29 protein-coding genes and 1 tRNA gene are annotated in these 23,432 nt (G+C 61.2%); 15 read left to right on the plus strand and 15 right to left on the minus strand.

What is annotated here, in order from left to right:
- Positions 1 to 23 precede the first annotated feature (23 nt).
- Positions 24 to 791, minus strand: a complete 768-nt coding sequence (locus tag BW978_RS15660) for a DUF3108 domain-containing protein (protein WP_076396706.1) — start codon at positions 789 to 791, stop codon at positions 24 to 26.
- 232 nt (positions 792 to 1,023) lie between these two features.
- Between BW978_RS15660 and rpmB the strand changes: the two genes are divergently transcribed.
- Both rpmB and BW978_RS15670 read left to right on the plus strand, forming a co-directional pair.
- Positions 1,024 to 1,314, plus strand: a complete 291-nt coding sequence (rpmB, locus tag BW978_RS15665) for a 50S ribosomal protein L28 (RefSeq protein ID WP_076396708.1) — start codon at positions 1,024 to 1,026, stop codon at positions 1,312 to 1,314.
- 152 nt (positions 1,315 to 1,466) lie between these two features.
- On the plus strand, positions 1,467 to 2,105 hold the full coding sequence (locus tag BW978_RS15670) for a VUT family protein (protein ID WP_076396710.1): 639 nt from the start codon (positions 1,467 to 1,469) through the stop codon (positions 2,103 to 2,105).
- 27 nt (positions 2,106 to 2,132) lie between these two features.
- Here BW978_RS15670 and BW978_RS15675 read toward each other — a convergent pair whose 3' ends face one another.
- From BW978_RS15675 to BW978_RS15695, 5 genes are all read right to left on the minus strand, one after another.
- On the minus strand, positions 2,133 to 2,678 hold the full coding sequence (locus tag BW978_RS15675; protein WP_076396712.1) for a hypothetical protein: 546 nt from the start codon (positions 2,676 to 2,678) through the stop codon (positions 2,133 to 2,135).
- A 144-nt stretch (positions 2,679 to 2,822) separates the two neighbouring features.
- On the minus strand, positions 2,823 to 3,869 hold the full coding sequence (locus BW978_RS15680; RefSeq protein WP_139330574.1) for an esterase-like activity of phytase family protein: 1,047 nt from the start codon (positions 3,867 to 3,869) through the stop codon (positions 2,823 to 2,825).
- On the minus strand, positions 3,838 to 5,733 hold the full coding sequence (gene cobT / locus BW978_RS15685) for a cobaltochelatase subunit CobT (RefSeq protein ID WP_076396714.1): 1,896 nt from the start codon (positions 5,731 to 5,733) through the stop codon (positions 3,838 to 3,840). The genes BW978_RS15680 and cobT overlap by 32 nt, the downstream gene beginning before the upstream one ends.
- Positions 5,734 to 5,745: 12 nt before the next feature.
- Positions 5,746 to 6,738: a cobaltochelatase subunit CobS gene (cobS, locus tag BW978_RS15690; protein WP_054149896.1), complete on the minus strand. Its 993-nt coding sequence runs from the start codon at positions 6,736 to 6,738 to the stop codon at positions 5,746 to 5,748.
- 59 nt (positions 6,739 to 6,797) lie between these two features.
- Positions 6,798 to 7,424, minus strand: coding sequence for a J domain-containing protein (locus BW978_RS15695; RefSeq protein ID WP_076396715.1), 627 nt, complete (start codon positions 7,422 to 7,424; stop codon positions 6,798 to 6,800).
- Positions 7,425 to 7,526: 102 nt separating this feature from the next.
- On the opposite strand from BW978_RS15695, the gene BW978_RS15700 reads away from it, so the two are divergent.
- Positions 7,527 to 7,808 (plus strand): BolA family protein, encoded by a 282-nt coding sequence (locus BW978_RS15700; protein ID WP_076396717.1) that lies wholly within the window; start codon positions 7,527 to 7,529, stop codon positions 7,806 to 7,808.
- Positions 7,809 to 7,821: 13 nt separating this feature from the next.
- Here BW978_RS15700 and BW978_RS15705 read toward each other — a convergent pair whose 3' ends face one another.
- From BW978_RS15705 to BW978_RS15715, 3 genes are read right to left on the minus strand one after another with little or no spacing between them, the layout of a single operon-like run.
- Entirely contained in the window at positions 7,822 to 9,126 is a 1,305-nt protein-coding gene (locus BW978_RS15705) for an HlyC/CorC family transporter (protein WP_076396719.1), read from the minus strand.
- Positions 9,123 to 10,250: a 3-dehydroquinate synthase gene (gene aroB, locus BW978_RS15710; RefSeq protein ID WP_076396721.1), complete on the minus strand. Its 1,128-nt coding sequence runs from the start codon at positions 10,248 to 10,250 to the stop codon at positions 9,123 to 9,125. Before aroB ends, BW978_RS15705 begins: the two co-directional genes overlap by 4 nt.
- The gene (locus BW978_RS15715; protein WP_076396723.1) at positions 10,247 to 10,837 is read right to left on the minus strand and encodes a shikimate kinase; all 591 of its coding nucleotides are present in this window, start codon (positions 10,835 to 10,837) and stop codon (positions 10,247 to 10,249) included. Before BW978_RS15715 ends, aroB begins: the two co-directional genes overlap by 4 nt.
- Positions 10,838 to 10,981: 144 nt before the next feature.
- On the opposite strand from BW978_RS15715, the gene BW978_RS23590 reads away from it, so the two are divergent.
- The 5 genes from BW978_RS23590 (at position 10,982) to BW978_RS15735 (ending at position 14,773) form a co-directional block, all read left to right on the plus strand.
- On the plus strand, positions 10,982 to 11,134 hold the full coding sequence (locus BW978_RS23590; RefSeq protein ID WP_175616894.1) for a hypothetical protein: 153 nt from the start codon (positions 10,982 to 10,984) through the stop codon (positions 11,132 to 11,134).
- Positions 11,135 to 11,147: 13 nt separating this feature from the next.
- Positions 11,148 to 12,089, plus strand: a complete 942-nt coding sequence (gene xerD / locus BW978_RS15720; protein ID WP_076396725.1) for a site-specific tyrosine recombinase XerD — start codon at positions 11,148 to 11,150, stop codon at positions 12,087 to 12,089.
- A 62-nt stretch (positions 12,090 to 12,151) separates the two neighbouring features.
- A complete protein-coding gene (locus tag BW978_RS15725) occupies positions 12,152 to 13,105 on the plus strand; it encodes an acetyl-CoA carboxylase carboxyltransferase subunit alpha (RefSeq protein WP_076396727.1) in 954 nt (317 codons plus the stop codon).
- Positions 13,106 to 13,287: 182 nt separating this feature from the next.
- Positions 13,288 to 14,526, plus strand: a complete 1,239-nt coding sequence (locus BW978_RS15730) for a L,D-transpeptidase family protein (RefSeq protein ID WP_076396729.1) — start codon at positions 13,288 to 13,290, stop codon at positions 14,524 to 14,526.
- Between the two features lie 4 nt (positions 14,527 to 14,530).
- Positions 14,531 to 14,773: a sulfurtransferase TusA family protein gene (locus BW978_RS15735; protein WP_076396731.1), complete on the plus strand. Its 243-nt coding sequence runs from the start codon at positions 14,531 to 14,533 to the stop codon at positions 14,771 to 14,773.
- Here the strand turns inward: BW978_RS15735 and BW978_RS15740 are convergent.
- Both BW978_RS15740 and BW978_RS15745 read right to left on the minus strand, forming a co-directional pair.
- Positions 14,770 to 15,915 (minus strand): CobW family GTP-binding protein, encoded by a 1,146-nt coding sequence (locus tag BW978_RS15740; protein WP_076396733.1) that lies wholly within the window; start codon positions 15,913 to 15,915, stop codon positions 14,770 to 14,772. The genes BW978_RS15735 and BW978_RS15740 overlap by 4 nt on opposite strands.
- 8 nt (positions 15,916 to 15,923) lie before the next feature.
- The gene (locus BW978_RS15745) at positions 15,924 to 16,958 is read right to left on the minus strand and encodes a D-alanyl-D-alanine carboxypeptidase family protein (protein WP_244551984.1); all 1,035 of its coding nucleotides are present in this window, start codon (positions 16,956 to 16,958) and stop codon (positions 15,924 to 15,926) included.
- Positions 16,959 to 17,202: 244 nt separating this feature from the next.
- On the opposite strand from BW978_RS15745, the gene BW978_RS15750 reads away from it, so the two are divergent.
- From BW978_RS15750 to BW978_RS15760, 3 genes are all read left to right on the plus strand, one after another.
- Positions 17,203 to 18,366, plus strand: a complete 1,164-nt coding sequence (locus BW978_RS15750; protein WP_076396737.1) for a M20 aminoacylase family protein — start codon at positions 17,203 to 17,205, stop codon at positions 18,364 to 18,366.
- 66 nt (positions 18,367 to 18,432) lie between these two features.
- Positions 18,433 to 18,509: transfer RNA gene (locus BW978_RS15755), tRNA-Arg, on the plus strand.
- A 131-nt stretch (positions 18,510 to 18,640) separates the two neighbouring features.
- Positions 18,641 to 18,868 (plus strand): hypothetical protein, encoded by a 228-nt coding sequence (locus BW978_RS15760; RefSeq protein WP_076396739.1) that lies wholly within the window; start codon positions 18,641 to 18,643, stop codon positions 18,866 to 18,868.
- A gap of 21 nt (positions 18,869 to 18,889) precedes the next feature.
- Here BW978_RS15760 and BW978_RS15765 read toward each other — a convergent pair whose 3' ends face one another.
- The 3 genes from BW978_RS15765 to BW978_RS15775 form a co-directional block, all read right to left on the minus strand.
- Positions 18,890 to 19,078, minus strand: coding sequence for a hypothetical protein (locus BW978_RS15765; RefSeq protein ID WP_076396741.1), 189 nt, complete (start codon positions 19,076 to 19,078; stop codon positions 18,890 to 18,892).
- A gap of 76 nt (positions 19,079 to 19,154) precedes the next feature.
- Positions 19,155 to 19,343 carry a hypothetical protein gene (locus tag BW978_RS15770; protein ID WP_076396743.1) on the minus strand — a complete coding sequence of 63 codons (189 nt, stop codon included), beginning with the start codon at positions 19,341 to 19,343 and terminating at the stop codon, positions 19,155 to 19,157.
- A gap of 118 nt (positions 19,344 to 19,461) precedes the next feature.
- On the minus strand, positions 19,462 to 19,794 hold the full coding sequence (locus tag BW978_RS15775) for a hypothetical protein (RefSeq protein ID WP_076396745.1): 333 nt from the start codon (positions 19,792 to 19,794) through the stop codon (positions 19,462 to 19,464).
- Between the two features lie 156 nt (positions 19,795 to 19,950).
- Between BW978_RS15775 and BW978_RS15780 the strand changes: the two genes are divergently transcribed.
- From BW978_RS15780 to BW978_RS15790, 3 genes are all read left to right on the plus strand, one after another.
- Positions 19,951 to 20,214, plus strand: coding sequence for a hypothetical protein (locus BW978_RS15780; RefSeq protein ID WP_076396747.1), 264 nt, complete (start codon positions 19,951 to 19,953; stop codon positions 20,212 to 20,214).
- Positions 20,215 to 20,312: 98 nt separating this feature from the next.
- Positions 20,313 to 20,840 (plus strand): sigma-70 family RNA polymerase sigma factor, encoded by a 528-nt coding sequence (locus BW978_RS15785; protein WP_054149878.1) that lies wholly within the window; start codon positions 20,313 to 20,315, stop codon positions 20,838 to 20,840.
- The gene (locus BW978_RS15790; protein ID WP_139330575.1) at positions 20,837 to 21,952 is read left to right on the plus strand and encodes a DNA topoisomerase IB; all 1,116 of its coding nucleotides are present in this window, start codon (positions 20,837 to 20,839) and stop codon (positions 21,950 to 21,952) included. Before BW978_RS15785 ends, BW978_RS15790 begins: the two co-directional genes overlap by 4 nt.
- A gap of 63 nt (positions 21,953 to 22,015) precedes the next feature.
- Here the strand turns inward: BW978_RS15790 and BW978_RS15795 are convergent, their stop codons facing one another.
- Positions 22,016 to 22,516, minus strand: coding sequence for a YciE/YciF ferroxidase family protein (locus BW978_RS15795; protein ID WP_054149877.1), 501 nt, complete (start codon positions 22,514 to 22,516; stop codon positions 22,016 to 22,018).
- 164 nt (positions 22,517 to 22,680) lie between these two features.
- Here BW978_RS15795 and BW978_RS15800 point away from each other — a divergent pair, with 164 nt between their 5' ends.
- Entirely contained in the window at positions 22,681 to 23,427 is a 747-nt protein-coding gene (locus BW978_RS15800) for a BON domain-containing protein (protein ID WP_244551974.1), read from the plus strand.
- The last annotated feature ends 5 nt before the right edge of the window (positions 23,428 to 23,432 follow it).

The following is a 23,432-nucleotide window of genomic DNA, read 5'->3' on the forward strand; positions in this document are numbered from 1 at the left end:
GATGCGGGGCTCGCCCGCTGAAACTAGCCGTCGAACTTTTCTGCCGTCACATGCACGGTTCCGTAGCGGGTCGGGATCCTCGCATAGACAGGTGCATATAGCTGCAGCGTCGCAGTCTTGGCAAACCAGATCTCCATGCCGCTCACCGACTTCAGATATTCGATGTCCTTGCGGCCCTGGCGGTAACCGGACTTCGGCACGTATCGGACCGAACAGACGATGGCCTCGCCTTTGGCACTGCCGGCGGAGAAGGTCTCCGAGCGGTTCGGCGAGAGAACGAGATCCATGCGGCTTTCGCCGTCATAGACGGGCAAGGTTTGGCCGCAGACATCGGCATTGCCGGGGATGAGGAGAGCACCGATCGGATCAAGCACCGACTTCAGGTCATCAGGCTGGACGGGCACCCAGGTGTCCGGCTTCGGCCGCTCCGGCGTGACCCTGGTTTCCACCACATTGCCGCCGGCAAACAGCACCTCGTAGACGTGATTGCGCTTGCCGCTCTTGTAGTCGAGCACATAGCGCTCGGGGTTCATGACCCCGCCGGACATGCGACCTGACACGCTGCTGTCTGCGGACACCTCACGCACGATGTCGACCAGGCTCGACGAGTGAAATTGGCCGGAAATCGTGTAGCGCTCGTTTTCGACGGCGGTCTGGAAGGTCATGCGCGCAATCGGCAAGACACCGAGAGAAACCTTGTAGGACGTGTCGTAGCGATAATCGGCAGCCCCGGCACCACCGGCAAGCAGGACGAGGAAGGCGGTAAGGAAGCCGGTCGGACGCAATGCCATCTCCATCATGGGAATGCCGGCGCGCCGGCGTCTAGAACATGCATACTCGCCGTGGACTGTGGCAAGAAAATATCCTACACCCGGTCTGCCGCCCGGAAAATCCAAGGTTTGGCTTGACGCGCCGGTTCTCACTGACTATAGAACCGCAACTTTCCAATCAGACGCTGTTGGATTGCCTCGCCGGCATTTGGCCGGAAGCGATGCGATAGCCTAGAAAAACAATAGGTGTACCATGTCCCGCAGTTGCGAATTGACCGGCAAGGGCGTCCAGTCGGGCAACAACGTGAGCCACGCGAACAACAAGACCAAGCGCCGGTTCCTGCCGAACCTGTGCGACGTCACGCTGATCTCGGACGCTCTGAACCAGCGCTTCCGCCTGCGCGTTTCGGCTGCTGCCCTGCGCACGGTCGAGCATCGCGGTGGTCTCGATGCGTTCCTGATCAAGGCTTCCGAAACCGACCTGAGCATGCGCGCTCGTCTGCTGCGTCGCCAGATCGTCAAGAAGACCGCCGAAGCCGCTTAATAGCGTCATCAGGCCAGACTTTCGAAAGGCTTGACCGGCACGCCGGGCAAGCCTTTTCGTTTGGGATTTTCATGCAGGTCAAAGGCCTGACATGCGCATCCACCCTTTACAGTATTGTCCCTCCAACTGGTGGCATCACCCAGGATAAAAAAATGCTGAACAAGCGCTATTTCTTTGCCTACAGTCTGCTGATGACGACCATCGTCGTCGCCTCGAACTTCCTCGTCCAGCACCCGGTCAACGGCGTTCTGGCCGGCATCAATCTCGCCGATCTGCTGACCTTCGGTGCCTTCACCTATCCGATCGCCTTCCTCGTTACCGATCTGACCAATCGTCAGTTCGGACCTCAGGTTGCGCGCCGCGTCGTTCTCGTCGGCTTCATCGCGGGTGTTCTTCTGTCGATCCTGCTCGCCACGCCGCGTATCGCGATTGCGTCGGGCTCTGCCTTCCTCGTCGGCCAGCTGCTCGACATCTCGGTTTTCAACCGGCTGCGCCAGCAGACCTGGTGGAAGGCGCCGCTGATGGGCTCGCTGATCGGCTCCGTACTCGACACGGCAATCTTCTTCTCCCTGTCCTTCGCACCGGTCTTCGGCTTCATCGGCCCGAACGACGACTTCGCGATTGCCGCAGCCCCGATCCTCGGCGTGATGTCGACAGAGGCACCGCGCTGGATTTCCTGGGCGATTGCCGACTTCGGCGTGAAGATGCTGATCGGTTTCATCATGCTCCTGCCCTACGGCGCGCTGATGAGCATTGTGCGGCCCATGCCGACGGCCGAACGCTCGGCCTGAGGCGGCTACAGCCTTGGAGAGGCGAGATCATGCAGATCCCGGCTCTCCGTGCTCTCGCAATAGCACGCCGAGGGCATGCCGCGCCCTGTCCTCGCAGGAAAAAGCTGGAGAAGACAGCTGCGTTCGGGATCTCCATCCGAACAGGGTGAGCACCAGACGAAACAGCGGATCCTCCGGCGCCGGAATTGGCGTATTCAGCTGAATGACGATGTTCCAACTCTCGCCCGAGTCTGATGTGTCTGATTTGATGACCTGACAGTCACCGTCGTCTGGTATGACCTGAAAAAGGTACCGACGATCAAACAGTCGTTGCTCCACGTCGACGATGCCAGGACGAAAGGTCCAGCGCTCATCCGGTCCGGCGACCGAAAAAACCAAGAAGCTCAGTAAAACACCCGAACCGCCGACAACAATGATGGCGAAAAACGGTGTCAACGTTGAGAAAGGCCACAGGCCTGCTCCCAACTCACCCCACAACACCAACAGCAGCCCGACTGCCAAACAGGCCAGCAACACGCGCAAGGGCGTGGGAATGGACTGACTGACGGTGATCTCTCGATCCAGCGTGCGCAAGTTGGCCCTGTCCTTAACGATATCGGGATCAACCTGATTGGGATCGGCAGAAATGACAACCGCACGGCAGGGTCGCGCCAGGGGATCTTCGATTGTCCGTTAACAGGTACTTTTCAAACGCGCGGAAAATGCGTCCGATCTGCGTCACTTTTCCAAGCGGAATTCCAGCATCAGCGTCCGCTGCAGGATCGAATGGTTGTCGTCAGAGATGACGATCAGCCGAACGGAGCCGTCAGGGTCGGGGATGGCATCAATGCCTTCCATATTGTCGATCTGGGATCGGTAATTGCCCTCGAACAGGATCTCGCCATCGACAACCGCATCCGGTCGAATGCTACCCCCCTCCACGCGGCGCAAACGCATGCCCACACCTCTGGCGATGGTGAAGCGACGCTCGAGCAGCAGGAGATCCCCATCCGGCAGAAAAGTCGCATCGGTGATGTCGAAACCGTCACGCGGACGCACTCGAAATTCGCCGGCAAGCGGACCACCGAGGATCGCCGCATAGATATTGCCGTCATCGTCGAAGCTCTTTTCGGAAATCGCCACCAGCGCCCCGCCGAGCGGTCCGTCCTTTTCGGCGATCACCAGCGCCTCCAAACCGCCATTGCTGCGCAGGACGTCGAGATCAAAGGGGAAGGCGAGCGGTTCAGACGGCACTGCCTTGCCGAGGTCGGACAGGGGAGCGTAGGACACGACGCGGTGACGCTGTTCGAATCCCACGAAGGCACTGTTGCCATCGACGGCAAGGCTTTCGGCATCGACAAAGAATTTACTCGGGCTCTCTTGCCCGGACGCGTCCAGCAACGGCGCAAGTTTGACGTCGTCGACACCAGCGAGACGGCCCTCGGCATCGCGCCTGATCTCTCCCTCGATCCAATAACCCGTGTCGAACACGCCGAGGAAACGGCTGTCGTCCAGAAACCGGATCGACGAGAAGGCACCGAACAGCGGCTCGGAGGAGGACAGCTCGACACCGCCGAGGAATGTCAGTCCGGGCGCCATGGTCGGATTGCCGCCGAGTTCAGTGAACACGTCGCTGTCGACAGGGATGGACAAGGTCTGGCCGGGCGGGATGACTGCAGGCGTACAGGCGGAAAGTGCAAGCAGACCTGCCAGCGCACAGCTCAAGCCAAGGCGGCGCCGATAGGTCGATCGCTCAGGCACGCAGGCGCGCCCGGCCTGAGCCACCGGAGGGCTTTTCCTCGAAGAGCGAGGCGAGCTGTTCGGTCATGGCGCCTGCCAGTTCGTCAGCGTCCACGATGGTGACGGCGCGGCGATAGTAGCGCGTGACATCGTGGCCAATACCGATCGCGAGCAGTTCGACCGGAGACTTGGTCTCGATCTGCTCGATCACGGCGCGCAGGTGCCGCTCGAGATAGTTGCCAGGGTTCACCGACAACGTCGAATCGTCGACCGGCGCGCCGTCCGAGATCATCATGAGGATCTTGCGCTGCTCGCGGCGACCGATCAGGCGGTTATGCGCCCACATCAGCGCTTCGCCATCAATGTTTTCCTTGAGCAGGCCCTCGCGCATCATCAGGCCGAGATTGCGGCGCGATCGGCGCCATGGGGCGTCCGCCGACTTGTAGATGATATGGCGCAAATCGTTGAGACGACCGGGCGCCGGCGGCTTGCCGCCCGCGAGCCATTTCTCTCTGGACTGACCGCCCTTCCAGGCCTTGGTCGTGAAGCCGAGGATCTCGACCTTGACGCCGCAGCGTTCCAGCGTGCGGGCAAGGATATCGGCACAGGAGGCGGCCACCGTGATCGGACGGCCGCGCATCGAGCCGGAATTGTCGATCACCAGTGTCACGACGGTATCGCGGAATTTGGTGTCCTTCTCCTTCTTGAAGGAGAGCGGCTGCATTGGGTCGATGATCAGGCGGGTGAGACGCGCCGGATCAAGATAACCTTCTTCCAGATCGAAGTCCCAGGAGCGGTTCTGCTGCGCCATGAGGCGGCGCTGAAGGCGGTTTGCGAGCCGGCCGACGGCACCCTGCAGGTGCGCGAGCTGCTTGTCGAGGAAGGCACGCAGCCGTTCCAGCTCCGCCTCGTCGCAGAGCTCTTCGGCGGTGATTTCCTCGTCAAATTCCTGAGTGAAGATCTTGTAGTCGACCTTCTCGTTGAAATCATCAAAGGGGGTCGCCGGACGGCGCATTTCGCCGGGCGTCTCGCTGTCGTCGTCGCCTTCGTCCGACATCTCCTCTTCAGAGATCTCGGCACCGTCCATCTCGCCGTCATCGAGCTGTTCCTGCGAAGCTTCGCTTTCCTCCGCAGGGGCGGAATCCTGACCGGCTTCGTCTTCCGACGTCTCCTGGTCCTGCTCGCCGCTGCGCGGCTGCTCCTCGTCGGTGGACTGCTCGTCCTCACTCTGCTCCTGGTCGTCGCCCATGTCCTCGGCCATCTCCATGGCCGACAGCATGTGGCGGATCACGCGGGAGAAAGCCTGCTGGTCTTCGATGACGGACGAAAGATTATCGAGATCGGCACCGGCCTTGTCCTCGATGAAGGGACGCCAGAGATCAAGCACCTTGCCGGCCGTTTCCGGCGCCTTCTGGCCGGTGAGCTTTTCGCGCACCAGCATCGCGACGGCCTCGCCGATCGGCGCATCTTCCTGCCGGCTGATCGTCGAGAAATTGGCTTTCGCGTATTTCTCGGTATTCATCGACTGGATGTTGGAGGCAACGCCTGGCATGCGCAGCGACCCGAGCGATTCTACACGAGCCTGTTCGACGGCATCGAAGATGGCGCGGGCATCTGTACCCTGCGGTGCAAGTGCCGCATGGACCTTCTGGTCGTGGCAGGCGAGCCTGAGCGCCATGGAATCGCCGAGACCGCGGGTCACGGCGAGCTCATGGGCGGTCGGACGCTTGGAGAGTTCCGGCAGGCGGATCCGCTCGCCAGCAAGACCAGGACGCTCGTTGGCGAAGGCGACCTCGACCTGCGGATCACCCGCGATCGAACGGACGCAGCCCGTGATGGCCCGGCGCATCGGCTCCGTGTCTACTCCACCGCCGGCTCTCGCCTTCGAATTGTCGCCGCGCCCTGCCATGCTTCTCAGTCCTTATGCGCCGAGTACGATATTGGCCGCACTTTCCTTGAGTTCCACGCCGAAGGCGCGCTGATACTGCTCGGCCACCAGCGTGCGCTCGAGTTCATCGCACTTGTTGAGGAAGGTGACGCGGAAGGCGAAGGCGACATCGCCGAAGATCTCGGCGTTCTCGGCCCAAGTGATAACGGTACGCGGGCTCATGACGGTCGAAAGATCGCCGTTGACGAAGGCGGCGCGCGTCAGGTCTGCAAGGCGAACCATGCGCGAGACCGTGTCTCGACCCTCGGCGGTCGAGCCGAAGCTCTTCACCTTGGCGCAGACGATATCGACTTCCTTGTCATGCGGCAGATAGTTCAGCGTCGTCACGATCGACCAGCGGTCCATCTGCGCCTGGTTGATCTGCTGCGTGCCATGATAGAGGCCCGTCGTGTCGCCGAGGCCAACCGTGTTGGCGGTCGCGAAGATGCGGAAGGCGGGATGCGGGCGGATAACGCGGCTCTGGTCGAGCAGCGTGAGACGGCCTGCCGATTCCAGTACGCGCTGGATAACGAACATGACGTCAGGGCGACCGGCATCGTATTCGTCGAAGACGAGCGCCACATTGTGCTGGTAGGCCCAGGGCAGGATGCCGTCCTTGAATTCGGTGATCTGCTTGCCGTCCTTCAGGACGATGGCGTCCTTGCCGACGAGATCGATACGGCTGACATGGCTGTCGAGGTTGACGCGCACGCAAGGCCAGTTGAGGCGGGCTGCGACCTGTTCGATATGCGTCGACTTGCCCGTGCCGTGGAAGCCGGAGACCATGACGCGGCGGTTATGCGCAAAACCGGCGAGGATGGCGAGCGTGGTTTCACGGTCGAAGAGATAGTCCGGATCAAGATCCGGCACATAGGCGTCACCCTTGGAATAGGCGGGCACCCGGATGTCACTGTCGATACCAAACACTTCGCGCACCGACACGGTGGTGTCGGGGAGATTGGTAATATCAAGATCAATTTTGCTCATCGTTTCTCCATGCCGGGCGCCACCGACCGGCCGCATCTCATCGCTGCTGTGTGTTCGGATTAACAGAAACCGGCCTGCTTTAACAATTTGTAGGCTTCAATAACAGCGCGAAAACGCTCTTCCGAAGCCCTGTCTCCGCCATTTGCGTCGGGATGGTGTTTTTTTACAAGCTCCTTGTAGCGGGTCTTGATGTCGGTCGGCGTGGAGCTGACGGTAAGCCCAAGCGTATCCAGCGCTTTTGCCTCCAAAGTCTTGAGTTTCCGATCCGTCGCCTGATAGCGCGAGGCGCCACCGCGACCCTGCTGCACGAAGCCGAACGGGTCCTTCATGCGCGCCTGTGACGCAGCCGAACCGGAGCGAGCAGTGGAATGCAACGGGCTCGCTTTCGCCGCCTTGTTGACGCCCACGGTCCAGGTGGGACGATGTCCGGTGATCGCCTCCTTTTGGTAGCGCGCGATTTCGGTGTCCGAGAGGCCGGAGAAGTAGTTGTAGCCCTTGTTGTAGTCCTTCACATGCTCGAAGCAGAACAGGAAGAACTGGCCTTCGGCATGCCGGCCCACAGGTGCGCGATGGGCCCCCGGCTTGTCGCAGCCGTCCCATTGGCACACAGGTTTGGATGGTTCGGGCTCCGCTGCCCGTTTTCGACGGGTCCGTATCCCATCGAAATATTTCGAGTCGAGTTTCATGCGCTAATTATGGGGCGCAGGAAGGGGTCGGACAAGAATTGACAAACCGGTTTGTTGCGCGCTTTGTGGGGCGTTTTGCGAAGCAGCAGAAAGAGGCAGACCATGTCGGTAAAAAGCCGGATCGAGACCCGTCTGACGGAGGCTTTCAGCCCCGAACGGCTCGTCGTGATCGACGAGAGCCAGCACCATGCCGGCCACCAGCCCGACATCACCGGCACGGGTGAAACACATATGCGTGTTCGCATCGTTGCATCCGCCTTTGACGGCATGACGCGGCTCGCGCGCCACCGGGCCGTGACCGATCTGCTGAAACCCGAACTGGACGCCGGCCTGCATGCGCTGGCCATCGAGCCCGCCGCCCCCGGCGAGCCCACGCGCTGGTAGTCCTCGTCTGAAATCAGACCTCCGGCTCGGCCGCATCGATCGGCCGGATGCGCAGACGCGTGATGCGGTTCTTCTCACGCTTCAAGACGATGAAACGCTTGCCGTAGAAGGTGAAGGCCTGGCGCTCCTCAGGGATCGACTTCGACTCATGGATGACGAGACCGGCAATCGTCGTTGCCTCCTCGTCCGGCAGCAGCCAGTCCATGGCGCGATTGAGGTCGCGGATCGGCACCCCGCCATCGACGACGATCGAGCCGTCGCTGTCCTGCCGCACGCCCTGGATCTCCAGATCGTGTTCATCGGAGATATCGCCGACAATTTCCTCGAGAATGTCTTCGAGCGTCACCACACCCTGCACTTCGCCGTATTCGTCCACGACCACGGCGAAATGGGTCTTGCGGCGCAGGAAGGCGTTGAGCTGGTCCTTGAGGTTGGTGGTATCGGGCACGAACCACGGCTTCTGGGCAATTTTGACGATGTCGATGTCCTGCGGCTCGACATTCGGCTCGGCGAGCGCGCGGATCAGATCCTTGGCGTGGATCACGCCGATGATATTGTCCGTCGCGCCACGCCAGACCGGCATGCGGGTATAGGGGCTTTCGAGAATGTTGCGGATTGCGGTTTCCGGCGGCTCGTCGGCATTGACCGCCCGCATGGCCGTGCGGTGGATCATGATATCGGAAACTTCGAGTTCGCCCAAATCGAGAACACCCCCGAGGCGGTCGCGGTCGGCCTTGATGACCGATCCCTCGCGATGCAGGAGCGCCACGGCGCCGCGCAACTCTTCATGCGCAGAAAGCATCGACGCTTCCCCAGAGATCGAAACACCGAACATGCCAAGCAGCTTGCGCACGATCCAATTGACAAGACTGGAAAGCGGCCCGACCACGGCAACGAACGGGCGAACGAGCGGGGCAACAAACAGCGCGAAGCGTTCCGGCGCAGAAATCGCCCAGCTCTTCGGCAGGACTTCCGAGAAGATGACGAGCAGAACGGTCATCAAGAGCGTGGCGATCGCCACGCCGGAATCGCCGAAAAGGCCGAGAAACAGGCTCGTCGTCAGTGACGAGGCGAGAATGTTGACCAGGTTGTTACCGATCAGCAGAGCGCCGATCAGCCGGTCGCGCCGTTCGATCAGGATGTTGACCACCCCGGCACGGTCGTCGCCATTGACCTCCAATGTGTGCATGCGCGCACGCGACGTGGCGGTCAGCGCTGTCTCGGAGCCGGAAAAAAAGGCCGAGGCACAGATCAACAACAGGATGGCGACCAGCGTCAGCCAGTATTCGGCGAGGCCGGCAAGGATTTGCTCGATCATGATGGGCGCATCTCCTCGATGAAACGCTGAACTTCGGATGCCGGCACATCGTCTGCGACGAAGGATTGGCCGAGACCACGGGTAAGGATGAAGGTGAGTTGACCGCCCTTGACCTTCTTGTCCTGGGCGATGGCATCCATCAGGACATCGGTCGGCGGCAATTCGCCGGGGATCTGATCCATGCGGGTGGGAAGGCCGACAGTCTTCAGATGGGCCTCTACCCGATCCGCGAGATCCGGACTGGCGAGGTTCATGCGCGCCGAGAAGCGATGCGCGAGCACCATGCCGATTGAGACCCCCTCGCCATGCACGAGCCGGCTGCTGTCATACTGGGTCGCAGCCTCCAGCGCATGGCCGAAGGTATGGCCGAGATTGAGCAGAGCACGGCGGCCATTCTCCCTTTCGTCGGCGGCGACCACATCGGCCTTGGCCTGACAGGAGACGGCAATTGCCTCGATGCGAGCAGCACCGCCGGCGAAGACCTCGCGCCAGTTCGTCTCCAGCCACTCGAAGAAGTCGGGCTTGTCGATCAGGCCGTACTTCGCCACTTCCGCATAACCGGCGCGAAATTCTCGTTCCGACAGCGTGTCGAGCACGTCGGTATCGGCGAGCACCAGATCCGGCTGATTGAAGATGCCGACAAGGTTCTTGCCCTGCCGCGCATTGATGCCGGTCTTGCCGCCGACGGAACTGTCGACCTGCGACAGAAGAGATGTCGGGATCTGCACGAAGCGGACACCGCGCCGGACGATGCCAGCGGCAAAGCCAGTGAGATCGCCGATGACGCCGCCACCGAGCGCAATGACGGTGTCGTTGCGTTCGATGCGCGCTTCGAGCAGCACGTCGCAGACCTTGGTGAGATAGTCGAAGCTCTTGGTCTTCTCGCCAGCGGGAAGCGTGACCGAGACAGCCTCGATGCCATCGGTCTGCAGGCTGTCCATCAATCCGTCGAGATAACGCGCACCGACATTTTCGTCGGTCACGATGGCCGCACGGCGACCCTTGATGCGGGTCGAGATTTCGCCACCGGCACGCGCCATCAGGCCGGGGCCGATGAGAATGTCATAGGAGCGCTCGCCCAGTGGCACATGCACCAGGCGTTCCAGGGTCTCGACCTTCGTCATTGCGTCTTGTCCTTGCCGATATGTTCGATCACCGAGGTCAGGACCTCGTTGGCGATCACTTCCTTACGCACGTCGCGCGACTGGACCGTGATATCCGCCAGTGCATAGATTGGATATCGCTTGTCCATCAGATCCTTCAGCGTCTGCTTTGGGTTCTCGGTCTTCAGCAGAGGCCGGTGATCGCGCTTGTTCACCCGCTCCCAGAGAACGTCGAGATCGGCATTGAGCCACACCGAAAGCCCGCCACGCTCGATCTGCTTGCGAGTCCTCTCGTTGATGAAGGCGCCGCCGCCGGTGGACACGACCCGCGGCCCCGTGCGCAGCAGGCGCTTGATGACACGGGTTTCCAGCGCGCGAAACTCTTCTTCGCCATAGGCGGCAAAGAGCTCGGCGATCGTCATCCGCGACACCCGCTCGATCTCCGTATCGGTATCGACGAAGGGCAGACCGAGTTGCTGCGCAACGATCCGGCCAATAGCCGACTTGCCGGCCCCCATAAGACCAACGAGAACGAGATTGCGTTTGCCGAGCGCCGTCTTGGCGCGCACACCCAGACTGGGAGCAAGGTTGAGGATCGTTTCGGTCATCGGCCTGTTCACGACTGTTTCATGACCTATTGACATATAGAGGGCTAGCGTCAAGCCATGGCTGCATTTCCGCAAGGCCTGTCCCGGCCTTGGTAAACTCCATGTTTCTACCTATTTATTCCCGGAACCGGTGAAGGACCGACCATGCCCACTCTGTTTCGTTTCCTGTTCATCTGCGGGACCATTGCCGGTCTGGTCTACATCACCATGTGGTCCTTTGCCGTCTTCGTCGAACCGCGGGAACGCGACGTCACGGTGCGCATTCCTTCCGAGCGGATCAATCCGGTCGAGCAATAGCGGGAAACAGGACATGTCGGATCTGAGCCGGGCTCGCGTCGAAGCCTTTCTGGAAATGCTAAGCGCCGAGCGCGGAGCAGCCCAGAACACGCTCACCTCTTATGAGCGGGACCTCGACGACCTCGGCGATTTTCTGTCCGGCCGCAAGGTGACCCTGGGTGCAGCGACACGGGAAGATCTTGCCGTCTATCTCTCCGACCTCGCCCGTCGCGGCTTCCAGCCGACGTCCCAGGCAAGACGCCTGTCGGCGATGCGCCAGTTCTACAAGTTTCTCTATGCGGAAGGGCTGAGGGGCGATGACCCGACCGCGATCCTCGACGCGCCGAAGAAGACCCGCTCCCTGCCCAAGGTGTTGACTGTCGAGGATGTCACCGGGCTTCTGTCGCTCGCCGAGCAGGAGGCGAACCTCGAAGGACCGGACCGGCCGGCGCGGATCCGGCGACTGGCGCTGATCGAACTTCTTTATGCGACCGGCATGCGCGTCAGCGAACTTGTCTCGCTTCCGGTGAAAGTGCTGACCCAGGAAGGTCGTTTCCTGCTGGTGCGAGGCAAGGGCAACAAGGAGCGGCTCGTCCCCCTGTCGCGGACGGCGATCGAGGCGCTCGCGCGATACGGTAAAATTCGGGGGGCCGATCCCGTTCACGCCGACAGCCCCTTTCTGTTTCCAGCGGCCAGCAAGGAAGGCCACCTGCCCCGACAGGTGTTTGCGCGCGACCTCAAGGATCTGGCTGTCAGGGCCGGTTTATCGGCCAATGCCGTCTCTCCACACGTGCTCAGACACGCCTTCGCAAGCCATCTTCTCGGCAATGGTGCGGACCTTCGCGCCGTGCAGGAACTGCTCGGCCACAGCGACATTTCAACGACACAAATCTATACGCATGTGCTCGACGAGCGCCTGCAGCAACTGGTGCATACGCATCACCCCCTTGCAAAACAGGCCAAAAACCCCGATTAGGACCGGCAAAGCCGGTTCCTGCGGGCGGCGAGCGCCAGGAACGAACGATCGGAACGGAGTTCATGCACAACTATCTCGACTTCGAAAAGCCCATCTCCGACCTCGAGGCCAAGATCCGCGAACTGAAGAAGATCGCGGAAGAGGACGAGAGCATCGACACCTCGGAAGAGATCACCCGGCTGGAAAGCCGCGTCGACGAGGCGATGGTGGAGATCTATTCGAAGCTCAACGCCTGGCAGAAGACGCAGGTCGCGCGCCATCCGCAGCGTCCGCATTTCGTCGACTATGCCGAGGCGCTGTTCACCGAATTCACGCCGCTGGCCGGTGACCGCAAGTTTGCCGAGGACGCCGCCATCCAGGCCGGCCTCGCGCGCTTCCGCGGCCAGCCGGTCGCCGTGATCGGCCAGGAAAAGGGCAACGACACCAAGTCGCGCATCAAGCACAACTTCGGCAGCCCGCGCCCTGAAGGCTACCGCAAGGCGATCCGCGTCATGGAAATGGCCGACCGCTTCGGCCTGCCAGTCATCACACTGATCGATACGGCCGGCGCCTATCCGGGCGTTGGAGCCGAAGAACGCGGCCAGGCGGAAGCCATTGCCCGCTCCACTGAGATGTGCCTCGGCCTCAAAGTGCCGATGGTCTCCGTCGTCATCGGCGAAGGCGGCTCGGGTGGCGCGATCGCGATTGCCACCGGCAACCGCGTCTATATGCTGGAACACGCGATCTATTCGGTGATCTCGCCGGAAGGCGCAGCCTCGATTCTCTGGCGCGATTCGACCCGCGCCAAGGAAGCCGCGACCAACATGAAGATCACGGCGGAAGACCTTAAAGGTCTTGGCATCATCGACGCTATCATTCCCGAGCCCGTTGGCGGCGCCCATCGCGCGCCGGACCGGGTCATCGGCATGACCGGCGACGTGATCGCCAGTGCACTGGCCGAACTGACGCCGCTTCCGGGCGACAAGCTGCGCGCCGATCGACGCCAGAAATTCCTCGATATCGGCCGCAACCTCTGAGATTGAAGGTTGCGACTGCGGCAATTTGCCATCACTCCGCCGCTTTGCAGCGGTAGCGGCGGAAGACGGATGGCGAAATCGGCGGCCATTGGTTTATAATTTGTGAAGAAAGCAGTTCTAAACTACGCATGACCGGCTCGGCTTGAGCCACCAACATGTGTTTCTGGAAAGAGCCTTCGCGCATGCGTTTGACATCAACGGCCCTGGTTCTGGTTTTCGCTGCGGCTCTGGCAGGCTGCAATGACGCGCTCGAGAGCGCGGCCTATGACACGCCGCGGGTTTCCAACAAGGTCCAGCAGCCGCTGCCGGCGCGCCTCGTTGCCGAAATCCAGAAGAAGGGCATGGATCGCAATTCGCCGATCATGATCCGCATCTTCAAGGAAGAGGGCAAGCTCGAGGTCTGGAAGGCCAAGACCAACGGCCGCTTCGACAAGGTCGTGGAATACGATATCTGCGCCTGGTCGGGTCGCCTTGGCCCAAAGGTGAAGGAAGGTGACCGCCAGGCGCCGGAAGGCTTCTACCCGCTGACGCCGTATCACCTGAATCCGAATTCCAAGTATTTCCTGGCGATCAACACCGGTTTTCCGAACCAGTTCGACCGCGCCAACGGTCGCACTGGATCACACCTGATGATCCATGGCGCCTGCTCGTCGTCAGGCTGCTATTCGATGACCGATGCGCAGATGCTGGAGATCTATGCCTTTGCCCGCGACGCCTTCAAGGGCGGCCAGCAGGCCGTGCAGTTGCAGGCCTTTCCCTTCCGCATGACCGCTGAAAACATGGCGCGTCATCGCCACAGCCCGCACTTTGATTTTTGGAAGACGCTCAAGGTCGGCTACGACAATTTCGAAGTCACAAAGCGGCCGCCCGAGGTCAATGTCTGCGAGAAGAAATACGTATTCAACCAGTCGATACCGGCAGGATCGAGCTTCAATCCGCAGGGCGCCTGCCCCGCCATGAGCACACCCCCGGCACTCTCGGTCGCGCTCAATGGCTTCAACGAAGCCTATGATGCCGCCTATGCCAAGGCGATGAAAAAATACGACGGCAAGATCTGGTATGACCCGACGGAAGCCGAGCGCAAGGCACTGGTGGCTGATCTGCGCAAGTCTCGGTCGCACGACCTCGCTTTCGCGCCCACCGGTTCGGCCCTGAAGGCAGGCAAGCTGCTCGACCTCGACGACGTCGACCCGGCCAGGCTGTCTGCCGCCAACGGCACGGCTGCCGTCAACCAGATGGCGACCAACCCGAACGGCGACCCCCAGGCGCAGGCCGCACAGCCGACGACGGCCGCGCCTGCAGCGCCGGCCACCAACGCTGTCCCGGTGCCGCAGCCCAATCCGCTTGCCCCCCAGACGGCCGAGTCGGCCGTTGCAGCTCCGGCCCCGGCCGACAAGAAGCCCTTCTGGAAGCTTTGGTAAGGGCATGGCCGAGACGGTGATCTACGATCTGAGGGGGCTGAAATGCCCCCTTCCCGTTTTGAAGACCCGTCGGCGTATGGCCGACATGAAGCCCGGTGACGAACTCGTGGTGGAGACCAGCGACCCCCTCGCCGGCATCGACATTCCGCATTTCTGCAACGAAGACGGCCATGAACTGGTCGCGCAGGAACGGCTCGACGCCGGTCATCGCTTTCACATCCGCAAGGGCGATGTGACCCGCGACTAGAACTTGAGGCCGGGAACCGACAGCGGATTGTCCATCATCGCCGCGCGATCCGGGCGGTCGATCGCCACCTTGCCGGTGAAGGCACCGAACAGGTCCCGCACGTAGCTTTCCGACAGGTCCCTGGTGATCAGCACCAGCCGCGTCTTGCGGTCGGACCCTTCAGGCCAGGACGGCAGGCGCACGGGCGGATGGAAAATCGACTGCACGCCATGCAGCACCAGCGGCTTGTCCGGTCGGTCGGTGAGCGCCACGATTGCCTTCATCCTGAGAAGCTTCTCCCCATGGGTCGAGCGCAGGAGATCGACGAACATGTTGATCGCCATCGGATCGATCGGCTCGTCATGCAGGATGGAATAGGAGCGGATTGAAGCACCGTGTCGGTTCACATCATGATGGTGATGATGGCCGTGACCATGGGAGTGCCCGTGGTGATCATGATGATGATCGTGGTGATGGTGATCGCCGGCCGCCGCCATTTCGTCCTTCAGCCAACGATCGACATCGGCGATCTTGCTCGAGGCATCGTAGAGCCCGTTGATCAGCATAGCGGCAGAGCCGGCATCATCAGCGTCGCCATCGGTGATCGGCGCGCGGGGATTGAGCGAGCGCAGGCGCTGTGTGAGCGCAGAGACGGCGGCCTCGTCGGCGAGTGTCCTCTTGGTCAGGATCAGCCGGTCGGCGACCGCGACCTGCTTGTAAGCCTCCGGAAAGGCATCGATTGTCGAGAGGCCATTGACCGCGTCGACCACCGTCACGACACCATCGAGATCGAAATGCTGAGCAATCGACGGATGACCCATGACCGACTGCATGACGGGTGCTGGATCGGCAAGGCCCGTCGTCTCGATGACGACGCGGGACAGCGGCTTCACCTTGCCGGTCTGCATTCCGTCGATCAATTCCGCCAGCGTATCGACCAGCTCGCCCCGCACGGTGCAGCAAAGGCAACCGTCGGCGAGTTCCACCACCGCATCGTTCGAGGTCTCGACCAGCAGATGATCGATACCCACTTCGCCGAACTCGTTGATGATGACGGCCGCATCCTTCATCGCCGGGTCCTTGAGCAGGCGGTTGAGAAGCGTCGACTTTCCGGCCCCGAGGAAGCCGGTGAGGATGGAGACGGGAATGCGCGACTGGGTCATTGCGATACTCAGAATGTGGGACGGGGCCTCGGGATCGGCACATTGGCGATCTCGCCCGTGCCGGAGCCCTGTTTTGTCGCTACCGGCTCACTGCCGGGAATGAGGCCGGCAAAGCTCATCGCCGGCGGGCGGCCCATTTCCTGGATGTAAGGAGAGGTCAGCTTCATGCGCCCGGCCTCATCACGGCCTTCGCTGCGGATCTGACGCGCCTTCGGATTACAGATCTCGGCGCTGATGTCGGTCACCTGATCCTGCCCTTCGCCGTAGGGGGCGAGCTGATCCAGCCGGTTGCCGGCAACCGATGTCGTCAGCCCCTTCTGCAGGAGATCAGCGGAGAGATCGGCACGCGCACCGAGGCTGTCGGCGCCGAGCACGACGGAAATCACCGTGCGTCCATTGCGGGTGGCAGACGAGACCTGGTTGAAACCGGAGGCGCACACATAGCCGGTCTTCATGCCATCAGCGCCTGGGAAGCGGCCGACGAGCAGGTTGAAGTTCGGATAGTCCTTCTTGCCGGTCGTCACCCCTTCCAGCGCGAAATAACCCGCATATTCAGGGAACTCACGCCGGATGGTCGTGGCAAGCAGGGCCATGTCACGGGCAGTCGTGTACTGGCCCTTGCCCGGCAGGCCATTCGGATTGACAAACCGCGTCGAGTTCATGCCGAGCCGGGCGGCTTCCTGGTTCATGCGCTGGACGAAAGCCGCTTCGCTGCCGCTCACCGTTTCCCCGATGGCGACCGCCACGTCGTTAGCAGACTTGATGATCAGAAGTTTCAAGGCACTGTCGAGCGTCAGCTTGGAGCCCGGCCTGAAATACATCTTGCTCGCCGGCTGGTCGGCGGCATGCTTGCTCATGACCACCACGGTCTCGGGCGAAAGCTCGCCCGAGCGCATCGAACGGAAGGTCGTATACGCCGTCATCAGCTTGGTCAGCGAGGCCGGATACCATTTGCGGAAGGCTTCTTCATGGGCGATGACCCGGCCACTGCCGACATCGACCACCATCATCGGATTGGCGGCAGCCAGACCCGGCAGAACCATCGCCACCAGCGAGACGGCGACCGCAACTCGGCGGACGGATCCGGTTGAAGACAACATGCGGGGACGTTTCGCAAACACGACTTCGATCCTCTTGTTCGGCTGCGCTCTCGTCAACGCATGACGAGATCTTATGTAGGGAAGGAATGGCAAAGCCCATTGAATACGTCAATTGAAAGGCGCACATTCGTGCCGACAATCACGTGATCCCCGCGACCGTGATCAAGAATAAACGCAGGACAAGAGAATGCCGCTTCTGAACCGAGCTTCCGAACTCCAGTCGGAAGCCACCGAATGGCGCCGCCATCTGCATGCCAATCCGGAAATCCTATACGACGTTGAAAACACTGCAGCCTTTGTTGAGGCAAGGTTGCGGGAATTCGGCGTTGACGAGATCGCAACCGGCCTCGGGCGCACGGGCGTCGTCGGGATCATCAAGGGCTCTGGCGGCGAAGGCCGGACCATCGGCCTTCGCGCCGACATGGATGCGCTTCCCCTCGACGAAATCACGGGCAAGCCCTGGGCTTCGACCATTGCAGGCCGCATGCATGCCTGCGGCCATGACGGTCACACCGCCATGTTGCTGGGCGCGGCCAAGTACCTCGCGGAAACCCGCAATTTTTCCGGCAGCGTTGCCGTTGTCTTCCAGCCGGCCGAGGAAGGTGGGCGGGGTGCGCTCGCCATGGTCGAAGACGGAATGATGGAGCGCTTCGGCATCGACGAGATCTACGGTATGCACAACATGCCCGGAAAACCTGTCGGCACCTTCGCCATCCGCAAGGGCGGCATCATGGCGGCGCCCGACAAGTTCCAACTCAAGCTGACCGGCCTGGGAGGCCATGCGGCTGAACCTCACAATACCGCGGATACCATCGTCATCGGGGCGCAGATCGTCGGCGCGCTTCAGACCATCGCTGCTCGCAACGCCAATCCGCTGCGCTCGGTCGTGGTCTCCGTCACCCAGTTTCATGCCGGCACGACCCATAACATCATTCCCGAAGAAGCCTTCATCTCCGGCACCGTGCGCTCCCTGGACGAAGGCGTGCGCGATCTGGCGGAGCGGCGTATTGGCGAGATCGCAACCGGCATTGCGGCCGCCCATGGCGCGACCATCGAATACGAGTATGAGCGCGCCTGCCCGGTGACGGTCAATCATCCGGCCGAAACGGAATATGCCGCACGCGCGGCAATCGACGTGGCGGGCATTGGCAACGTCGACACCGAAGTGGATCCGAGCATGGCCGGCGAGGATTTCGCCTTCATGCTCCAGTCGCGCCCCGGCGCCTATATCATGATCGGCAATGGCGAAACGGCCGGCCTCCACAATCCGGCTTACGACTTCAACGATGAGGCGATCGCGGCGGGGATATCCTATTGGGTTCGTCTGGCCGAGCAACGCCTGCCGCGGTGAACACGGCATTTCGACCATGCAAAACCGCTTGGCTTGAAGGCTCTGCTTTTGTATGGAGGAGGAAGTGGTCCCGTAGCTCAGCAGGATAGAGCATCAGATTCCTAATCTGAGGGTCACGTGTTCGAATCACGTCGGGATCACCATCCTCTCACCGCCCACATCTTGCCATTACGAATCTAGGGTTGCGTTCGTGCCGTTCTACGGCATGATGGTGCCATGCCACGCCGACGGGTGCTTATTCTTTTTATCGTCGGCCTCGAACGGAGGGAATGCCATGGCGCCAAGACCCCCGGGCAAGAACAGTGACGAACATGCAATCGTGGAGCGGGCCGTACGGCGACTGTACCAGCGTATGCATGCCGACAGACATGTGCAGGAAAATGCCGAAGCGCTTGTCAGCTATCTTGTGAAGAGCGGCATTCGTGACGAAGACGATCTCGTTGAACTTGCGAGCATTGCGAACGGGAAGCGTTACGACCCGGACAACGGCAGTTTCCTGTAACGACGAATGCGGCGCCGATCCCTATCGGCTGCCGCCATAAGGGCTGGTATCGGCTGTTTCATCTTTTTCGTAGAGCTCTCGCGTTGCCGCGTCTTGATCGATGCGCTCACGCCGGGTAAGCCGTCTCTGCCGCATGATGGCATAGAAGACGGCGCCGCCGAGCAGAAGCTTCCCGAGCGCGACGACAAACAACCATAAATAGTTGATCATGAAATACCCTTTCCTCGAATCTGGATGCACAATCAAAAGTGCAACCAATCGCGGGGGGAAAAGGTTCCGGGAGGAATCAGGTCGACGTCTTGGAGGGCGCGACCTTTTGATCGAGAGCCGACTGCAACTCTTCAGCAAGGACGATCAGGTGCTCAGGCACTGCTTCACGGCGCGTCTCGTGCATCAGCAGGTCCAGCTTGTCGCGTACGATGCCGCCCGTCCTGTCGCGTCGCGTCTCTGGAGATGCGATTTTCAGTTCTTCCATGTGGACCTCCGACTTGAGGGCATTGCTGGCAGGTTGAGTGTTAATTGTACCTGACCTTTAACTTACGTCATCCGGACCATCTCGGATCAGTCTTTTTTGCCGACATCAACCGCCGTGATCAGTTGACGCCCCCTTCCGCTTCGGGAAAGGCTTCGATCAGCTTCTGGCGATCCTTGAACTCAAGCGGCTCGGCCTGAAGGATCACACTGATGCTGTCGGATACGTCCAACTGGCCATCGTGCTCGAGCTCGGCACGCTCGCCCGAGGCAAACACCAAGGTTGCGCGCGTCTCGAAGCCCTGCCGAAGCAGCCAGTCGCGCGGGGCCTGGATCTCGACCTGGGCGCTATAGCCTTCTCCCTGTCGCTCGACTGCCACGTGATAGCTGATGGGGGAGACGCGATCGCCGATCAGCAGCTGCCCCTGGCCGTCAACATTCTGCACATGTGTCATGTTTCTCACTCTCGCTTGCGGATCTCTCGCAAAAGAGAACATCCGGAGACGCTCTCTGTTCCGTCGGAAAAAGCGGCGCAGACGCTGGAACCACTGGCTGACAGAGGCGTTCAATCAACGGGTCAAGGGGAGGAACGGCAAAGAGCGAGACACACCATGAGCAGTGCGCGCCAAACGACGGACCATGACGAGATACGCCGCTGGATCGAGGAGCGGGATGGCATGCCGACTCGCGTCAAGGACAGCGGCGAAGGCGGCATTCTGAGGGTGGATTTCGGCAAGCCGGAGGAGTCACTGGAGAAGATTGAGTGGGAGGAATTCTTTCTGATCTTTGAAAAGAACGATCTCGCCTTTCTCCACCAGGACAAAACCGCCGACGGCGACCTGAGCCGCTTCAGCAAGTTTGTAAGCCGTAGCTGACATGGTCGCCGACCTGGCTGACCACTCACAATTTCGGGAACCAAGGTAAATGACGCGCGTTTTTGCGTCGTTCTGCCCGGTACCACAGACATCGGAGGATGGCGATCTTGACGACCCGTAGAGCCGAGCTTGCCGCACAGTCTGAAGTGGTCGAGTTGATACCGGCATTGCGCGCCTTTGCGCGGACCTTTTGCCATAAGCCTGAAGAGGCGGATGATCTTGTCCAGGAGACGCTGACCAAAGCGCTGGCCAATCTCGACAAATTCGAGCCGGGAACACGCCTTAAGTCCTGGCTCTTCACCATCATGCGCAACACCTTCTGTACGCGCTTCAAGAAGAGCAGCCGCGAAACCGTGGGCTTGCCCGAGGGTATAACCTCACGTCTGACCAGCGAGGCGAGCCAAGAGTGGACCGTGCAGGCCGACGAGGTCCGCCGGGCTCTGAACCGATTGCCCGAACATCACCGGGAAATGCTGGTCCTCATCGTCATGCTCGGCGAACGCTACGAAGATGCAGCCGAAATCTGTGGCTGTGCCGTGGGCACGGTCAAGAGCCGCCTGAGCCGCGCGCGCCAGCAATTGCGCCGTGAACTCGGCGAAACCGGGACGGACAGCCCCGTCGGATGAGCAAGACCGATAGCGAGGATGCAGAAACGACTGCGGGACCTCCGCCTTCGACGGAAGATGTGCCTGAGCTGACCGAGATCGGTCTGGTCTACGGCACCGATGCGGAGCCCGGCATCACTCGCCGCCGCCGCGGCAAGGGCTTCTCCTATCACCTTCCAGACGGCACCGTCATCGCTGATCAGCCCCTCCTTACCCGCATCCGCAAGCTCGCGCTGCCGCCCGCCTATGAACGGGTCTGGATCAGCCTTGAGCCGCGCAGCCACCTGCAGGCGACGGGTTACGATGCCAGGGGACGCAAGCAGTATCGTTACCATGTTCACTGGGCCACATGGCGCAGCGAGCGCAAGTTCGACGATCTCATCGGCTTCGGTGAGGCGCTACCGACCATCCGGCGCAGGATCGCCCGCGACATCGCCGAACATACCGATTCGAGCTACTTCCTCCTGTCAGCCCTGATCAGCCTGCTGGACGTGACATATATGCGCGTCGGCAACCGCGCCTATGCGCAGGAGAACAAGACCTATGGCGCAACCACGCTTCAGAAACGCCATCTGACCTTTGAGCCAGATGGCATTCGGCTGAGCTTCCTTGCCAAGGGCGGCAAGCGGGTGCGCCGAAAACTGCGCCATCCGAAACTGCAGAAGATCCTCGAAGAGATTGCCGACCTGCCCGGACGCGATCTCTTTTCCTGGCGGGATCAGGAGGGGCAGTTGCATCGCATCGATTCAGGCCGCCTCAACACCTATCTCACGGAGATCACCAGCAGGCGGCTCTCGGCCAAGACCTTCCGCACCTGGGGCGGATCCGTCGCCGCATTCGCCGAAGCCTGGAAGCACATCGACGCGTCGGAACGACCAACGATACGACAAATGTGTGAGATCGCCTCCGACCGGCTGCACAACACGCCGACGATCTGCCGCTCGAGCTATGTGCATCCGGCGATCCTCAACCTGGCCGACAAGAACACGGACCTGGATCAAGTCCGCGAACTCATCCAGGCAGCGCCGGCCCGCGCCCTGCTCCGCGCCGACGAAAACAGGCTCATGACCTTTCTCCAGGCTCACTATGCCCGGAAGGACGAAGACAAGACTGAGTGCGTCCGGGCAGGATAAAAGGCACGGAAAAAGGGGCCGGAACAGATCCGACCCCCTCCTTGGATTGGCAAGCAACTGCTATCAGGCCGCCTTCTTCTGGGCTGCGGCATTGACCGCCTTTTCAGCAAGCTTGGTCAGCGCTTCGTCGGTCTTGGATTCTTCCGCCAGCGTCTCGTCGAGCAGCTTGACCGCATCCTTGTAGCCAAGCTGCTGAGCCCAGGCGCGCAGCGTGCCGTAGCGGCTGATTTCATAGTGCTCGACAGCCTGGGCGGCGGCAAGCAGGCCCGCGTCGAGGGCGGGCGAGCCCTTGAACTCTTCCATGATCTCCTCGCCCTCTTCGACGATACCGTCGATTGCGGGGCAGGTCTTGGCGCGTGGACGCTTGCCGATGATTTCGAACACCTGCTGCAGGCGCTCGACCTGGCCTTCGGTTTCTTCCTTGTGCTGCAGGAAGGCCGCCTTCAGCTTCTCGTCCTGAGCGCCACGCGCCATTTTCGGCAGTGCCTTCAGGATCTTCCGTTCGGCGTAGTAGATATCCTTGAGGGTCTCGTGAAAAAGGTCTTCCAGTGTCTTGGTAGCCATTGTCGGTATCTCCTCGGTTATCGGTTATGGCGAGAAAAGAACCGGCCGGATGGCGCTTTGTTCCTGACTTGTTTTCAGGTTTTCACCGGAACGATCCAAGGCTCCGCAGGGTTAGATTCGCAGGTGGCGCAGCACGCCACACTTCACACCCGAAGGAGGAAACAATGGTCAATCGCAACGACAATTGGGATGCCGGCGACGGCCGAAACCGCAACACGCGCCGCAGCCCGACCGGCGACTACGGCCCCGGTGACAGCGGCTTCGTCCGCGGCTATGGCGACAACCGACCGGACGCCGATCACTACGACGCCATGCGCCAGCGCGAATACGGCATGGACGGCGGCGGTTATGGTGCCAGTGGATCTCGCTACCCCCGCATGGGACAGTCCGACTGGAGCAACGAGGACCGAGGCCACCAGGGCGCGCCGAGCGACCGGGGCTACGGCGACGACAGCCGTCGCCAGATCCGTGGGAGCTGGCGTGGAAATCACCCGTCCGACAATCCATCCTATCGCGGAAGCTATGGCTCTGCGAACCGCGAAGCCGACGACGATCGTGGCTTTATGGAACGGGCTGGCGACGAGGTCGCATCCTGGTTCGGCGACAAAGACGCAAGCCGCCGCCGCGAGATGGACAATCATCGTGGCAAGGGCCCCAAGGGCTATCGCCGCTCGGATGCCCGCATTCTGGAAGACGTCAACGACCGTCTGGCTGACGATCCCTCGGTAGACGCCTCCGATATTGAGGTGACGGTAAAGGACGCGGAGGTCACCCTGACTGGTCACGTCACCGATCGCTTCGAGAAACGCCGGGCAGAAGACTGCGTCGAAAATGCCAGTGGCGTCACCCATGTGCAGAACAACCTGCGCATCCGCATATCAGGCGAAGGCAGCGTCATGACGCAGGCCTGACGCTG

Source organism: Rhizobium sp. RU33A (genome assembly GCF_900156055.1).
Taxonomy (GTDB): Bacteria; Pseudomonadota; Alphaproteobacteria; order Rhizobiales; family Rhizobiaceae; genus Allorhizobium.

Bases quoted from the DNA above. Each gene is read 5' to 3' on its own strand.
- BW978_RS15760 (WP_076396739.1), top strand. From the start codon at position 18,641: ATGGCGCCAAGACCCCCGGGCAAGAACAGTGACGAACATGCAATCGTG.
- rpmB (WP_076396708.1), top strand. From the start codon at position 1,024: ATGTCCCGCAGTTGCGAATTGACCGGCAAGGGCGTCCAGTCGGGCAAC.
- BW978_RS15770 (WP_076396743.1), bottom strand. From the start codon at position 19,343: ATGGAAGAACTGAAAATCGCATCTCCAGAGACGCGACGCGACAGGACG.
- BW978_RS15780 (WP_076396747.1), top strand. From the start codon at position 19,951: ATGAGCAGTGCGCGCCAAACGACGGACCATGACGAGATACGCCGCTGG.
- BW978_RS15740 (WP_076396733.1), bottom strand. From the start codon at position 15,915: ATGACCCAGTCGCGCATTCCCGTCTCCATCCTCACCGGCTTCCTCGGG.
- BW978_RS15715 (WP_076396723.1), bottom strand. From the start codon at position 10,837: ATGACCGAAACGATCCTCAACCTTGCTCCCAGTCTGGGTGTGCGCGCC.
- BW978_RS15700 (WP_076396717.1), top strand. From the start codon at position 7,527: ATGTCGGTAAAAAGCCGGATCGAGACCCGTCTGACGGAGGCTTTCAGC.
- BW978_RS15750 (WP_076396737.1), top strand. From the start codon at position 17,203: ATGCCGCTTCTGAACCGAGCTTCCGAACTCCAGTCGGAAGCCACCGAA.
- BW978_RS15705 (WP_076396719.1), bottom strand. From the start codon at position 9,126: ATGATCGAGCAAATCCTTGCCGGCCTCGCCGAATACTGGCTGACGCTG.
- BW978_RS15725 (WP_076396727.1), top strand. From the start codon at position 12,152: ATGCACAACTATCTCGACTTCGAAAAGCCCATCTCCGACCTCGAGGCC.
- BW978_RS15785 (WP_054149878.1), top strand. From the start codon at position 20,313: ATGGCGATCTTGACGACCCGTAGAGCCGAGCTTGCCGCACAGTCTGAA.
- BW978_RS15730 (WP_076396729.1), top strand. From the start codon at position 13,288: ATGCGTTTGACATCAACGGCCCTGGTTCTGGTTTTCGCTGCGGCTCTG.
- BW978_RS15765 (WP_076396741.1), bottom strand. From the start codon at position 19,078: ATGATCAACTATTTATGGTTGTTTGTCGTCGCGCTCGGGAAGCTTCTG.
- BW978_RS15670 (WP_076396710.1), top strand. From the start codon at position 1,467: ATGCTGAACAAGCGCTATTTCTTTGCCTACAGTCTGCTGATGACGACC.
- aroB (WP_076396721.1), bottom strand. From the start codon at position 10,250: ATGACGAAGGTCGAGACCCTGGAACGCCTGGTGCATGTGCCACTGGGC.
- BW978_RS15800 (WP_244551974.1), top strand. From the start codon at position 22,681: ATGGTCAATCGCAACGACAATTGGGATGCCGGCGACGGCCGAAACCGC.
- BW978_RS15795 (WP_054149877.1), bottom strand. From the start codon at position 22,516: ATGGCTACCAAGACACTGGAAGACCTTTTTCACGAGACCCTCAAGGAT.
- BW978_RS15695 (WP_076396715.1), bottom strand. From the start codon at position 7,424: ATGAAACTCGACTCGAAATATTTCGATGGGATACGGACCCGTCGAAAA.
- xerD (WP_076396725.1), top strand. From the start codon at position 11,148: ATGTCGGATCTGAGCCGGGCTCGCGTCGAAGCCTTTCTGGAAATGCTA.
- BW978_RS15660 (WP_076396706.1), bottom strand. From the start codon at position 791: ATGGCATTGCGTCCGACCGGCTTCCTTACCGCCTTCCTCGTCCTGCTT.
- cobT (WP_076396714.1), bottom strand. From the start codon at position 5,733: ATGGCAGGGCGCGGCGACAATTCGAAGGCGAGAGCCGGCGGTGGAGTA.
- BW978_RS15745 (WP_244551984.1), bottom strand. From the start codon at position 16,958: ATGGTTCTGCCGGGTCTGGCTGCCGCCAATCCGATGATGGTGGTCGAT.
- BW978_RS15775 (WP_076396745.1), bottom strand. From the start codon at position 19,794: ATGACACATGTGCAGAATGTTGACGGCCAGGGGCAGCTGCTGATCGGC.
- cobS (WP_054149896.1), bottom strand. From the start codon at position 6,738: ATGAGCAAAATTGATCTTGATATTACCAATCTCCCCGACACCACCGTG.
- BW978_RS15790 (WP_139330575.1), top strand. From the start codon at position 20,837: ATGAGCAAGACCGATAGCGAGGATGCAGAAACGACTGCGGGACCTCCG.
- BW978_RS23590 (WP_175616894.1), top strand. From the start codon at position 10,982: ATGCCCACTCTGTTTCGTTTCCTGTTCATCTGCGGGACCATTGCCGGT.
- BW978_RS15735 (WP_076396731.1), top strand. From the start codon at position 14,531: ATGGCCGAGACGGTGATCTACGATCTGAGGGGGCTGAAATGCCCCCTT.